This is a genomic window from Paractinoplanes rishiriensis (assembly GCF_016862375.1).
Lineage (GTDB): Bacteria > Actinomycetota > Actinomycetes > Mycobacteriales > Micromonosporaceae > Actinoplanes > Actinoplanes rishiriensis.
Window position 1 is genome coordinate 1 of sequence record NZ_BOMV01000077.1, and the last position, 13358, is coordinate 13358.

The 13358-nt window shown below is 75.2% G+C and carries 10 protein-coding genes; 3 read left to right on the plus strand and 7 right to left on the minus strand.

Going from position 1 to position 13358, the window contains the following annotated elements; translation table 11 throughout:
* Positions 1-113 precede the first annotated feature (113 nt).
* Positions 114-569 (plus strand): winged helix-turn-helix transcriptional regulator, encoded by a 456-nt coding sequence (locus Ari01nite_RS36015; protein ID WP_203786748.1) that lies wholly within the window; start codon positions 114-116, stop codon positions 567-569.
* Positions 570-674: 105 nt separating this feature from the next.
* The gene (locus Ari01nite_RS36020; protein ID WP_203786749.1) at positions 675-2612 is read left to right on the plus strand and encodes a S8 family serine peptidase; all 1938 of its coding nucleotides are present in this window, start codon (positions 675-677) and stop codon (positions 2610-2612) included.
* Between the two features lie 53 nt (positions 2613-2665).
* On the opposite strand, the gene Ari01nite_RS51090 is transcribed toward Ari01nite_RS36020, so the two are convergent.
* Complete coding sequence (locus Ari01nite_RS51090; RefSeq protein ID WP_203786750.1) at positions 2666-4987, minus strand: tetratricopeptide repeat protein; 2322 nt, start codon at positions 4985-4987, stop codon at positions 2666-2668.
* 197 nt (positions 4988-5184) lie between these two features.
* On the opposite strand from Ari01nite_RS51090, the gene Ari01nite_RS36030 reads away from it, so the two are divergent.
* Positions 5185-5418, plus strand: coding sequence for a hypothetical protein (locus Ari01nite_RS36030; protein WP_203786751.1), 234 nt, complete (start codon positions 5185-5187; stop codon positions 5416-5418).
* Here the strand turns inward: Ari01nite_RS36030 and Ari01nite_RS36035 are convergent.
* The 6 genes from Ari01nite_RS36035 to Ari01nite_RS36060 are packed head-to-tail and all read right to left on the minus strand — an operon-like array spanning position 5364 to position 13332.
* On the minus strand, positions 5364-8543 hold the full coding sequence (locus Ari01nite_RS36035) for an AfsR/SARP family transcriptional regulator (protein WP_203786752.1): 3180 nt from the start codon (positions 8541-8543) through the stop codon (positions 5364-5366). The two genes, Ari01nite_RS36030 and Ari01nite_RS36035, sit on opposite strands and share 55 nt — an antisense overlap.
* An 11-nt stretch (positions 8544-8554) precedes the next feature.
* The gene (locus Ari01nite_RS36040) at positions 8555-9784 is read right to left on the minus strand and encodes an MFS transporter (RefSeq protein ID WP_203786753.1); all 1230 of its coding nucleotides are present in this window, start codon (positions 9782-9784) and stop codon (positions 8555-8557) included.
* A complete protein-coding gene (locus Ari01nite_RS36045; RefSeq protein ID WP_203786754.1) occupies positions 9784-10704 on the minus strand; it encodes a phosphotransferase in 921 nt (306 codons plus the stop codon). Before Ari01nite_RS36045 ends, Ari01nite_RS36040 begins: the two co-directional genes overlap by 1 nt.
* Positions 10701-11534, minus strand: coding sequence for a Gfo/Idh/MocA family oxidoreductase (locus tag Ari01nite_RS36050; protein ID WP_203786755.1), 834 nt, complete (start codon positions 11532-11534; stop codon positions 10701-10703). Before Ari01nite_RS36050 ends, Ari01nite_RS36045 begins: the two co-directional genes overlap by 4 nt.
* Positions 11531-12325, minus strand: coding sequence for an HAD family hydrolase (locus Ari01nite_RS36055; protein WP_203786756.1), 795 nt, complete (start codon positions 12323-12325; stop codon positions 11531-11533). Before Ari01nite_RS36055 ends, Ari01nite_RS36050 begins: the two co-directional genes overlap by 4 nt.
* Positions 12322-13332, minus strand: coding sequence for a S66 peptidase family protein (locus Ari01nite_RS36060; RefSeq protein ID WP_203786757.1), 1011 nt, complete (start codon positions 13330-13332; stop codon positions 12322-12324). Before Ari01nite_RS36060 ends, Ari01nite_RS36055 begins: the two co-directional genes overlap by 4 nt.
* Between the last annotated feature and the right edge of the window lie 26 nt (positions 13333-13358).

Here is a 13358-nt window from a genome sequence, read left to right on the forward strand (position 1 = left end):
CAGATTGTTCGTCATGCCGGCCAGCAGGGAGTTGGCAACCAGCCGGTGGAAGGTTCGCATCGCTCTCGCCCTTTACTATGATGAACGTAGCTACTTGCTCTCAGAGGATGACCATGAAGCGCGCGAATGGCAAGTCGCACTGCCCGATCAACTTCGGCCTGGAGACCTTCGGAGACCCCTGGTCGCTCTTGATCGTGCGCGACATCGTGTACTTCGGCAAACACACGTTCAAGGAGTTCCTGGCCGCCGAGGAGAAGATCGCGCCCAGCGTGCTGTCCGCCCGGCTGACCCAGCTGGAGGCCGCCGGGGTGCTGGTCAGCAGCCCGGATGAGACCGACCGGCGGCGGGTGAGCTACCGGCTGACCGAGATCGGGCTCCGGCTGATCCCGATCCTGGTGGAGATCGCCGGCTGGAGCGCCCGCGTCGACCCGGAGACCGGGGCGCCGATGGACTGGATCGACCTGGTCGACTCCCGCAAGCCGGAGATGATCGCCCTGATCACCGAGACCGTCCGGGCCGGCGGCAGCGTCTTCGCCGGCGAGGACAGCGTCCTGGCGAAGCTGGGGTAGCGCCGGCGCATTCAGTGATGTTCACCGATTTCCAGGACTGCGGGTAAGCCACGCCGGCAACTGCGAGCATCCAATCCCTCGAAGCACGTCGATGGGGAGGATCGAATGCGAGCAGTTCGAACGACCACGGCCCGGGTGCTGGTCGCCGTGGTGGCCGCGGTGTCCGCGGCCACCACGGCGCTGGTGGCGCCCGCCCAGGCCGCTCCGGATGGTGACCTGGCGCCGCTGCGACCAGCCGCCGGGAAGGCGATCGCCGGCAGCTACATCGTGATCTACAAGTCCGCGGTCACCGGCGCGGCCCGCAAGACCCTGGAAACAAACCTGGACCAGGGCGGCGCGACGCTCGGCCAGCGCTACACCGGCCGCCTGAACGGCTTCGCGGCCAAGCTGTCCGAGGCCGAGCTGGAGCAGACCCGCCGCGACCCGAACGTGGCCTTCGTCGAGCCGGACAGCCTGATGAGCGTCAGCGCCGGGCAGGCGGCGAGCTGGGGCCTGGACCGGATCAACCAGCGTAACCGGCCGCTCGACGGCGCCTACTGGGCCAACTCGAACGGCGACGGTGTGCACGCGTACATCGTCGACTCCGGCATCCGGGCCAGCCACGACGAGTTCGGCGGGCGGGCCACGCTGGACGCCAACCTGATGGGCGACGGGCGCACCGACGACTGCCTGGGGCACGGTACGCACGTGGCCGGCACGGTCGGCGGCGCCACCTACGGGGTGGCGCCCCGGGTGCGCATCCACGCGGTCCGGGTGTTCGGCTACATCAACGGTGCCTGCTCGCGGAACACCGCGACCTCGACCATCGTCGCGGGCGTCAACTGGGTGACGAACAACGCCCAGCGTCCGGCCGTGATGAACATGAGCCTCGGCGGCGGCGTCAGCGCCGCGGTGGACGCGGCCGTGCAGGGCGCGCTCAACGCCGGGGTGACCACCACGGTCTCGGCCGGCAACTCCAACAGCGACGCGTGCAACGCCTCGCCGGCCCGGGTCGCGGGTGCGATCACGGTCGGTAACACGACCTCCACCGATACCCGGGCCGCCGACTCCAGCTACGGTGCGTGCCTCGACCTGTTCGCGCCCGGATCCGCCATCATCTCCGCCGGGGTCAGCAGTGACAGCGCGCAGGCGACGATGAGCGGTACGTCGATGGCCGCGCCGCACGTGGCCGGGGTGGCCGCGCTCTACCTGCAGCGCCGCCGCGCCGCGACGCCGGCCCAGGTCAGCGCGTTCATCGTCGGCCGGACCACCGCCAACCTCGTCACCTCACCCGGCGCGGGCTCACCGAACCGGCTGCTCTACTCGACCTTCGACAACCGGGGCGACTACAACGGCGACGGTGTCACCGACAACGCGGTGTGGCGCCCGTCGGACGGCACCTGGTACGTCCGGAACATCTCGACCGTGCAGTGGGGCCTGGCCGGCGACGTGCCGGTGTCCGGCGACTACAACGGTGACGGCGTGACCGACTACGCGGTGTGGCGCCCGTCGAACGGCACCTGGTACGTCAACGGCATCGCGACCGTGCAGTGGGGCGTGGCCGGCGACATCCCGGTGCCCGGCGACTACGACCGCAACGGGACGACGGACTACGCCGTGTACCGGCCGTCCGAGGGCAACTGGTACGTGCGCAACATGTGGACGGTCCAGTGGGGCGCAACGGGGGATGTGCCGGTCGTCGGCGACTACAACGGCGACGGCATGGCCGAGGTGGCGGTGTTCCGGCCGTCCGACGGCACCTGGCACGTGCGGCTCTTCTGGAGCGTCCAGTGGGGGGCCAACGGGGACGTGCCGCTGGCCGGCGACTTCAACGGCGACGGCGTGACCGAGGTGGCGGTCTGGCGACCGTCCGACGGCACCTGGCACGTGCGGCTGCTCTGGAGCGTGCAGTGGGGGGCCAACGGCGACGTGCCGGTGCTGGGCGATGTCAACGGCGACGCGCTGCTGGACATCGGTGTCTGGCGGCCGAGCGACGGCAACTGGCACTGGCGCCTGTTCAACTCGGTGCAGTGGGGCGTCCGCGGCGACATCCCGGTGACCTGATCGAATAACCCGATCCGGGGGGCCGGCGGGCGGTGAGGGGATTCCTGGGGCCCTCACCGCCCGCCCTTGGCGTTCTGCAGCTTGGCGTCCAGCGCCTCCGCGTCGGGGTGGCCGAGCGACTGGAGGATGTCCAGGGCGGAGGCCCAGGCGGCGACGGCCCGGCGCGGCTCGCCGGCGGCCTCGTGGGTGTCGCCGACCCGGGCCATGGTGGCGGCCTCCTCGTACCGGTCGCCGATCTCCCGGAACAGCGCGAGGGCCTGGTGGTAGCACTCCACGGCGCGTTCGTGGTCGGCCAGGTGGTGGTGGGTGTAGGCGAGGCTGTCCCAGGCGTGCGCCTGCCCGACCCGGTCGCCGATTTCGCCGAACAGGTCCAGCGCCCGTTCGCAGCGGTCCAGCGCCTGGTCGAACTCCTCCAGCAGCACGTGGTACCAGCCGACGTCGTTGAGCGCGAACGCCTCGCCGCGCCGGTCGCCGGTGGCCTCGTAGAGGCTCAGGGCCTGCTCGCCGTGCTCGACCGCGGCCCGGATCTGGCCCTGCCGCCAGCACTGGTTGGCGAGGCTGCGCCGGGTGTGCGCCGCGCCCAGCCGGTCGCCGGCCAGGTCGTATCCGGCGAGCGCCTGCTGGTGGTGGCGGTGGGCCACCTCGTGCCGGCCGAGCTGGGTGTTGACCACGGCCAGCATCCGGTGGCTGAGCGCCTCGGCCACCGGCTCACCCAGCCGCCCGGCCGCGTCCAGCGCCGCCCGCCACGCGTGCGCCAGGTCGTACCAGTGCCCGCCGAGGTCGAGGGTCCGGTCGATCGACCAGGTCAGCTGCCAGGCGTGCCGGTCGAAGCCGGTGCCGGCGGCGTCCTGGACCGCGGCCAGCAGCACCCGGCGCTGGGCGGACAGCCAGGCCGTCGCCTCGGGGCCGTCGGCGATCCGCTCCGGCCGGCTGCCGGGCGCCGGCGGGTCGAGCGGCACCGGGATCGGGGCGAGGTGCTGGTGCACCAGGAGCGCCGCCGCGTGCGCGGTGTGGACGTAGTGGTCGAGGAGCCGGGTCACGGCGGCCCGCCGCAGCGCCGGGTCGAGCTGGCCGGCCAGCCCGGCCGCGTACGCCCGGAGCAGGTCGTGCAGCGCGTACCGGCCGGGGACGTGCTCGCTGAGCAGGTTGGCGGCGGTCAGCTGGCCCAGCCCGCGGCGGGTCTCGGCCGGTGGCCGGCCGGCCAGGCTGACCGTGGCGGCGGCCGAGATGTCCGGGCCGGGATGCAGGCTGAGCAGCTGGAACAGGTGCGCGGCCGACTCGCCGAGAGCCTGGTACGACCAGGAGAACACGGTCTGCACGTCGCTGAGCGCGTCACCGACCGCCAGCGCGCTCAGCCGCTGTTCCGCCTCGGCCAGCTCGTCGGCCAGGGCCGACAGGGTCAGCAACGCATCGGTGCGGGCCCGGGCGGCGGCGACCGCCAGGGCCAGCGGCAGCCGGGCACTGTGCTCGATGATGGCGTCCACCGCGGCGGGTTCCGCCTCGACCCGTGCCGCGCCCAGCCGCCGGCTCAGCAGCGCCCGGGACTCGTCGGCGGACATCAGATCGAGGCTCACCGGGTGGGCGCCGTGCGAGACCACCAGCCCGGGCAGCCGGTGCCGGCTGGTGACCACCACCGCGGCGGACGCGGTGCCGGGCAGCAACGGCCGGACCTGCGAGGTGTCCCGGGCGTTGTCGACCACGATCAGGATCTGGCGGTCGGCCACCTCGGCCCGGTAGCAGGCGGCCAGCTCGTCCCGGACCGCCGGTATCCGGTGTGGCGGCACGTCCATCGCCCGGAGGAACGCGCGGATCGCCTCGTCCGGCGGTACCGGGCTGGCGTCCGGGTCGAACCCGCGCAGGTTGACGTACAGCTGGCCGTCCGGGAAGCGGGACGCGGCCCGGTGCGCCCAGTGCACGACCAGCGTCGTCTTGCCCACGCCGGGTGCGCCGGAGACCACCGCCACGCGTCCGTCCTCGGGCTGGCCGAGCAGCAGCCGGTCCAGTTCGCCGAGTTCGTGGGCTCGGCCGGCGAACCCGGACAGCACGGCCGGCAGCTGGTTGGGTGCCGCCCGGGGCGACGGGACCTTCGGCTTCCTGCGGCGGTCCTCGGAGACCCGGTCCCGGGCGGTGGCCAGCATGCCGCGTTCGGCCGGGGTCGCGCCGAGCAGGGCGACCAAGACGTCGAAGCGGTCGGTCGGCGGTATCGCCTTGCCGGTGAAGTAGGCCCCGATGATGCCGATCGACCAGCCGGTCTTGGCGGCGATCTCGCGGTAGGTCAGCTCGGACTGGCCCCGGCGTCGCGCCTCCCGCCGCCGGAGCCGCCGCAGCGCCTCGGCGAGGTTGTCGGACGTCTCGATGCCCGTACCGGCAGTCATGGTTGTCTATCTCTGCGTGACATTGGTTCGAGATGGTACGGGTAGCCGATCGGCCGACGGAAGACACCGGAAGGGCTGCGCCGGTACCGGCGATCGGTTGGAGATCAGCGCGCGGACCGATTGGCGACACCGGCCCCGGTCAACGGCTGTCCATAATGGCCCGCGACCGTCAGATGGCGGCGAACAGAGGGGGACAGATGAGGTTGAGAGGCCGGACGGCCACCGTCCTCGGTGGCGTGCTGGGGATTCTGGTCGCGGTACTGCTCGGCGCCGGGGGCGGCGCCGTCGCGACCGCCGGCCCGCCGGTGCCGGTGGTGGGTCCGAGTTCGGGGGAGGAAGACGACGGGCCCTGTGGCGTCACCTACGGCGAGCACGCTCAGCGGCCGCCCGAGGACTGTGAGGGGCCGGTGCCGGAGATTCCGGGGATCTGAGCAGCCGCCTGGTCCAGCAACTGCTGGGCCAGGCGTTCGGCGGCCGGGCGGCCGATCCGGCGATGCGCGTCGCGCGCCTGCCGGGCGTGCTCGGCCGCCGGCTGCGGACCGGCGGCGCCGGCCAGCGCGGCCGCCGCGGCCACCGTCCGGGCGTCCGCCTCGAGCAGGCCGAACCCGGTGCGGTGCGCCACGTCGAGCGCCTCCACCGCCGCGGTGTAGGCGTCCCCGGCCCGGCCCGCCGCCAGATGCGCCTCGGCCAGGCCGAGTTGCGCGGCCGCGGTGCCCTTGCCGTGTCCCTCGTCGTCGGCCAGGCGCAGCGCGGCCCGGTGCCGGTCGGCGGCGGGGCCCGGCTCGCCGCTGCGGGTGTGGATGCTGCCGAGCAGGTTGTGCGCGTCCGCCTCGACCCGCCGGTCGCCGGTGTCGACGGCCAGGTCGAGGCCGGCCCGGCCGATCCGGGTGGCCTCGGCGTACCGGCCGGCGTCGCGGTGCGCCTCGCCGATGTTGACCAGCGTGTCGGCCTCGCCCTCGCGGCTGCCGGCCTCGCGGTGCAGGGCGAGCGCCCGGTCGAACGCCGCGAGCGCCTCGTCGGTCCGGCCGGCGCCCAGGTGGGCGTACCCGAGACTGTTGTGCATCATGGCCTGCCCGCCGGCCGACCCGAGCTCGCGATAGAGCGCCATGCCCTCGGTCAGCCGCTCGATGCCCTCGTCCAGCCGCCCGGACTCGACCAGGACGTTGCCGAGATTGCCGAGGCAGACCGCCTCGCCGCCGCGCCCGCCGTTCTCCCGGTAGATCAGCAGGGCCTGCCGGTGCTGGTCGGCTGACTCGGCGAGCCGGCCGAGGTCGCGGTACACGTTGGCGCTGCTGCCGAGCGCGGCCGCCGCGCCCTGCCGCCACCCGGCCCGCGCGGCGAGCGAGCGGGCCGCGCCGAAGTGCCGGATCGCGTCGTCGTGCCGGGACAGCGAGCGGCTGGCCTGTGCCAGGGACAGATGGGCCGCGGCCTGCCCGCGCGGGTCCCCGCCGGCCTCGGCCGCGGCCAGCCCGGCGCCCGCGCAGGCCAGCCAGTCGGCGGCGTGCCGCCGGGTCCAGAAGTAGCCGCGCAGCGCGTCGGCCAGCAGCCAGGCGTGCCGGTGCAGGGCCGGGTCGGCGGCGCCGTGCCGGACCAGGGCGACCAGTGCGGCGCGTTCGGCGTCCAGCCAGGCGAGGGCCGCGGCCGGGCCGCCGAAGGTGCGCACCGGCAGCCCGTCGGGGAGCGGCAGCCGCTGCATCTGCGGGTAGAGCAGGCCGCCCGCGGCGCTCACCCCGCTGAGGTGCCAGTCGTAGAGGCGGTGGCGGGCCGCGGCCCGCTCGTGCGGCGGGTCCTCGGCCTCGGCCAGTTCGGCCGCGTACAGGTGCAGCAGGTCGTGCAGCGCGTACCGGCCGGGCGCCAGCTCCTCGACCAGGTGGGCGTCGGCCAGTTCGGCCAGCAGCCGGGCGGCCCGGGGCGGCTCGAGGTCGGCGGCCGCGGCCGCCGACGGCGCGGTGACCTCGCCGCCGGGGGTCAGCCCGGCGAGCCGGAACAGCCGGGACGTCTCGGGACGCAGCGCGGCGTAGGACAGGTCGAAGGCGGCGCGGACCGCGTGCTGGTCGTCGCCCGGCACGGCGAGCATCCCGAGCCGGTCGCCGGCACCCAGCTCGGCGACCAGGTCGGCGACCAGCAGGCGGGGACGGCACGCCAGGTGCGCCGCGGCGATCCGCAGGGCCAGCGGCAGGCGGCCGCAGAGCCGGGCGAGCTCGGCGGTGCCGGCCGGGTCGCCGGTGGCGCGGGCGCCGAGCAGGCCGGTCAGCAGCGCGGTGGCCTCGCCGGCCGGCAGCGCGGCCAGCGTCACCGGGCGGGCGCCGTCCCGGGCCACCAGGCCGGTCAGCCGTTCCCGGCTGGTGACCAGGGTGGCGCACCGGGTGCCGCCGGGCAGCAGCGGGCGCACCTGGTCGGGGCCGGCGGCGTTGTCGAGCACCACCAGCATCCGGCGGTCGGCGACCAGGGAGCGGTACAGGGCGCCGGCCTCGACCGGGTCGACCGGCACCTGCTCGGCCGGGGTGCCGAGGGCCCGCAGGAAGGTGCCGAGGGCCTGGCCGGGCGGGACCGGGCTGCCGCCGTAGCCGCCCAGGTTGAGATAGAGCTGGCCGTCCGGGAACCGGTCGCGGCGCCGCTGCGCCCACTGCACGGCGAGGGCGGTCTTGCCGACGCCGGCCGCGCCGACGACGGTCACCACCACCGCGCCGCCGTCCGCCGGCACCAGCGCGTCCACCTCGTCCAGCTGCTCGTCCCGGCCGGCGAAGCCGACCACCGGCGCCGGCAGCTGGGCCGGGACGACGCCGCCGCGGTCCCGGCCGGCCGGGCTCAGCAGCGCCGGGTCCTGCCGCATGATGGCCAGTTCGAGCCGCTGCACGTGCGGGCCCGGGTCGAGGCCGAGCTCGTCGGCGAGCCGCTGCCGGGTGGCCCGGGCCACGGCCAGCGCGTCGCCGGTCCGGCCGCAGCGGTAGAGGGCCAGCATGAGCTGGGCCGCGAGGCGTTCCCGGTGCGGTTCGGCGGCGGCCAGCGCGGTCAGCTCGTCGACCAGTTCGCGGTGCTGCCCGAGCCGCAGCCGGGCGTCGACAGCGTCCTCGATCGCGCCACGCCACGACTCGGTCAGGCCGGCGCCGAGGCGTTCGCCGATCTCCGGCGGCGCGACCCCGTGCAGCGGCGGGCCGGTCCAGAGCGCGAGCGCCTCGGCCAGCAGGGCCAGCCGGGTGGTGTCGTCGCCGGCATCGGCCGCCGCGCCGAGCAGCGCCCGGAACCGGTGCGCGTCGATGCGCATCGGATCGGCCGCCAGCCGGTAACTGGGACCGTCGGTGTGGATCTCCAGCCCGTCGTGGCCGGCGAATGCGGCGCGCAACCCGGAGATGCAGACCTGGATGGCGTGCCCCGCGGTGCGCGGCGGCGACACCGGCCAGGCCAGGTCGACCAGGCGGTCGACGGCGACCGGCCGGTTGACCTCGAGCGCCAGCACGGCGAGGACGAACCGCTGCTTGCGCGGACCGAGCGTCAGGGTCGTCGTCCCCGCCCGCGACTCGACCGCGCCGAGGACCCTCAGCTCCAGGTCCGTCACGGCCGCAAATGCTAGCCGCCGGCCACGTCCCGGGCTGCTGGGAATCGGACAGCGGCCGGCCGCACCAGCCACGCGCAGCCCGCGCCGGCCAGTCCGAAGAGAGCCGCGAGCACCAGCCAGCCCGGCGGTCCGACCCCCACCAGCAGCGCGGTGACCAGGGCCGGCCCGGCGAACTGGCCGACCGCGCGGCCGAGTCCGAACACCGACTGGTATTCGGCGAGCCGGTCCGGCGGCGGCAGCTCGAAGGACAGCCCCCACGCCCCGGCGGACTGCCAGATCTCGCCGATCGCCAGGATCGCGGTGCCGAGCAGCAGGCCGCCGGCCGCGACCGCGGCGCCGCCCAGCGAGCCGGCCGCGCAGACCGTGCAGCCGGCCGCAAGCAGCAGCCCGGACCGGCGCACCAGGACCGCCGACCCGGCAACCGTGCCGGCCGTCCGGCTCAGCCGCACCTGGAGCAGCAGCACCACGACGGTGTTCAGGATGATCAGCAGGGCGTTGAGGCCGGCCGGGGCCCCGGTGTGCGCCACGATCCACAGCGGCATCCCGACGGTCAGCACCACGGTGTGCAGTTCGAGCAGCCCGTTGCCGGCGGTCAGCAGCAGGAACCGCCGGTCCCGCAGTGCGGCCGGTCCCGGGCGCCGGCCATCGGAAACCGGAGAAGCGCCGGGCAGCGTACGGGCGACAAATGCACACCCGGCATGCGCCAGAGCAGCGGCGCCGGCCACCGCGGCGAAGGTGGCCGCCGCGGGCGCGGTCAGCGCGACACCGGCGACGGCCGCGCCGGCCAGGAAGCCGACGTTGAAGCCGCTGCGCATCTGGGCCCGGATCCGGATCGCGGCGGCCGTGCCGGCGAACGACCGGAGCACGGCCGAGCGCAGCGGGCTGCCGGCCGTCTCCGCTATCGAGACCAGACCGGCCACCGCGACGAACTGGGCCAGGTCGCGCACCAGGGGATAGGCGGCGAGCAGGACGGCCAGAGCGGCGTAGACCGCCACCAGCATCCGCCTTGCGCCGTGCCGGTCGGCCAGTTTGCCGAGCGGCACCGCGGCCGCGAACCCGGCCAGCCCGGCCGCGGACAGTCCGATGCCGACCTGCCCCGGACTGAGCCCGGCCACCCGGATCAGCAGGATCGGCGCGGACGCCAGGAACAGGCCGTTGCCGGCCGCCTGCACGGCGGTCAGGACCACCATCCGGCGCGCCGGTCCGGGCTCGGGGGTCAGGTCGCGCAGCAGGGTGGTCATCACCATCCGGTACGCCGGGCGAGCCAGGCGAGCGTGCGGCGCGCCGTGGCGGCCTGGAACGCCCGGAGATGCGGCGAGCGGGGCAGGCCGGGCCCCCGGCACTCGCGGGCGAACAGGCCGGCCAGCGCGCACACGAACGCGTCGACCGCGGCGGCCGGCACGTCCCGGGTGAGCGCGTGGGTGCGTACCACCTCATCCGGGTCGATGCCGTCCGCCGCGGCAAGCAGAATGACCAGATCCACCCAGGCCGCGCCGACGCAGGCGCAGGCCCAGTCGACGATCACCACCTCGCCGGACGGGGTGAGCAGCATGTTGTCGGCCCGCAGGTCGGCGTGCAGCAGGGTGGTGCCGGCCACGGCCCGGTCCCAGCCCTGTTCGAGGCCGGCCAGCCGGTTGAGATGGGTGGCGGTCCACGGGTCGAGGTCGGCGGGCGGGCCGGTGGCCGCATACTCGCGCCAGGCCGTCATGAGCGGCGCCAGCGCGGTACCGGCGGCCGGCGCGTCCGGCACCGGCGCCGGGGTCAGCACGCCGGTCATCCGCTGCACGCTGGACAGGACGGCCGCCCACTCGGCGGGCTCGGCGAACCGCGGATGCCGGCCGGCGACGTCGTCGAACGCCAGCACCAGCCAACCGCCGGCCGCCGCGGTGAACCGCAGCCGGGGCGCCGGCACCCCGGGACCGAGCCGGTCGGCGACGCGGGCCTCGTCCCGGTAGGCGCCGGCCAGTTCGTCGTCCGCCCGGATCGCCTTGACGAACGCCCGGGAGCCGTCGGCCAGCACCAGCCGGGCCGCCACCCCCGGGGTGAAGCCGCCGGTCTGCCCGGCCGCCGACCGGACCGGCGCGCCGAGACACGAGTCGACCATGTCGCGGACCTGATCGGGCAGGTCGGCCCAGGCGGGCCGCAGCGCGGTGGCGGTCATCGGGCCGCCGCCCCGGCGAGCCGGGTGGTCTCCGCGGCGGCGGCCAGCGAATGGGCCTGCGCGGCGTCGTCGAAGAAGCCGCCCTCGTCGGCCAGCAGGAAGGACAGGTGCGGGTCCACCTCGCCGCCGCCGAAGACGCGTTCGCCGGTGCCGGAGGCGAGGCTCAGCCGCCACATCCCGGCGCCGTCGCGGGGATCCATCACCACCAGCAGGGTGCCGTGTACGCCGGTGGCGGTCAGCTGGAACCGCGGCGCGCCCCGGTCCAGGCGGCTGGCGGCGATCCGGGCCCGGGTGTCGCCGGCGCACAGCCCGACCGTGGTGAGACCGAGCCCCCAGCCGTCCAGCGGCACGGTCGCCGACCAGCCGGCCTCGACCGTCCAGTCCGGCCGGGTCAGCCAGCGCAGCAGGTCGAGCTGGTGGATCGCGGCGACACCGGCCGACGTGGCCCGCGGGTCGTCGTGCACCGTCAGGTCGACGGTGAGCAGGTCGCCCAGCCGGCCGGAGCGGATGGTGTCCCGGGCGTCGGCCAGCGCGCCCTGGCTGCGCCACGGGAAGGAGACCACCGCCGGTGCGGTGGCGGCGCGGGCCGCCGCGGCTATTTCGCCGGCCTCCGCGGCGGTCGGGGCCAGCGGCGGGTCGCAGCAGATCGGCACGCCATGACTCAGCGCCGACCAGATGAGTTCCGGCACCTGGTCACCCGGCCCGGCCACCACGGCGTCGACCGCGCCGGCGCGGACCATCTCGGCGGCGCGGCCGGCGGTGACCGCCGCGGTCCGCCAGCCCGGGAACGACCGGTGCGGGGTGGAGACGAGCGCCACCGTCGGGCTCATGGCAGTACTCCCTTCGCGAGGAGGTGTTCGAGAACGAGGGCCACTCCGTCGTCGTCGTTGGCGGCGGTGACCAGGTCGGCGGCGCGCAGCACGTCCGGGTGCGCGTTGCCGACCGCGATCCCGGTGCCGGCCCAGGCCAGCAGCGGCAGGTCGTTGGGCATGTCGCCGAACGCGACCACGTCGGCCGCGGTGATGCCGGCCCGCTCGGCGATCCGGTGCACCGCCACCGCCTTGGTCACGCCGCGCAGGCCGATCTCGCAGAACTCCGGGCCGGACACCGTGCACTCGAGACCCGCCGGGAGGGCCGCGGCGACGGCCGGCCAGTAGTCCCGGGCGTCGCCGTCGAGCTGGGCGATGACCTTGCCGAAGCCGTGGTCCGGGTCCAGCCGGGGCACCCGGCGCGCGGTCCGGCACAGCGCCGCGGCCAGCGCGAAGTCGTCCTCGAGGAGCAGGTCGAGCCCGCGTTCGGCGCCGAGGCGCAGGGCCGGGTGCCCGGTGCGCAGGGCACGCAGGGCGTCGGACAGGCCGGCGTACGGGATCGGCCGCTGGTCCACGATCCGGTGCCGGCCGAAGTCGTACGTGATCGAGCCGTTGCCGCAGACCGCGACCATCGCGGCGTCCACGGCGACCACGACGGCCCGGGTGTCGCGGACCGGCCGGGCGGTGCAGAACAGCACCGGCCACCCGGCCCGGCGCACCGCTCGCAGCGCCTGCCGGGAGCGCGGGCTGAGCCGCCCCGCCGAGTTGAGCAGGGTGCCGTCGAGGTCGCAGACGATCATCCGGCGGGTCACCACCGCTGCGCGCCGCGGCGGAACACGACCGGCCCCGCGCTGTCCAGCTCGACCCGCTCGCCGAACGGGACGATCCAGGACGGGCAGGTGTGGCTCAGGTCGGCGTTGACCACGATCGGACAGTCCAGCCCGGCCAGGTGCTCGTCGACGAGCTCCGCGATGGTCTTGGCCCACTCGTCCGGCGCGCGCAGCGGGTGCCCGCCGATGATCATGCCGGCCAGCCCGGTGAGGTCGACCCGCGCGCACAGCTGCTCGAACAGCGGCCCGACCTCCAGGCCGTGGTAGGAGATGTCCCAGAACAGCACGGCGCCGGTCAGGTCGAGGCCGAAGTATTCGGCGAGCTCGGGCAGCAGGGTGATCTCACCGCCGAGCAGAGGTCCAGAGCATTTCCCGGTACGCAACCAGGTCCAGCCACCCGGGATGTCGCGCTCGCGGGGAACGCGCTCGAGCTCCGGCACGTACCAGTCGATCAGGTCACCGGTCCGGGTCGGCACCGGCTCGTAGACCAGCGGGGCCGAGCTGTCCAGCGCGCGGGCCAGGAAGTCGAGGGTCTCCGGGTAGGCGCCGCCGGCCTCGCCGATGTGCACCATGAAGGTGGCGCCGTACAGCGAACCGATCCCGGCCCGGGTGGCCAGGAAGTAGTTGAGGAACACGTTGTCGCAGTAGCCGATGAAGGGCTTCGGGTGGGCCGCGATGACCTCCGGGTCGAGCGCCTCGAGCAGGTCCCGGCTGCCGAGCCCGGCGTCGGCGGCGAGGATCGCGTCCACCGACGGGTCGAGGAACGCGTCCATCAGGTCGCGGGCGCGATCCGCGGCGGTGCCGGCGGTGAGCCCGTCCTCCGCGACCAGCAGGGCGTTCGCGCCGAGGCTGACGGTCCAGCCGGCGTCGGCGAGGACCCGGACGCCGCGGCGCACCCGGTCCGGGATGTACGCCATCGTCGGCATGCCGGGGCTGAGGATCCGCAGGTGCCCGCCCGGCTTGACGGGGGCGGGAATGCGCAGGGGCACGGTGACTCCTTGAGGTGGGTGGCGGC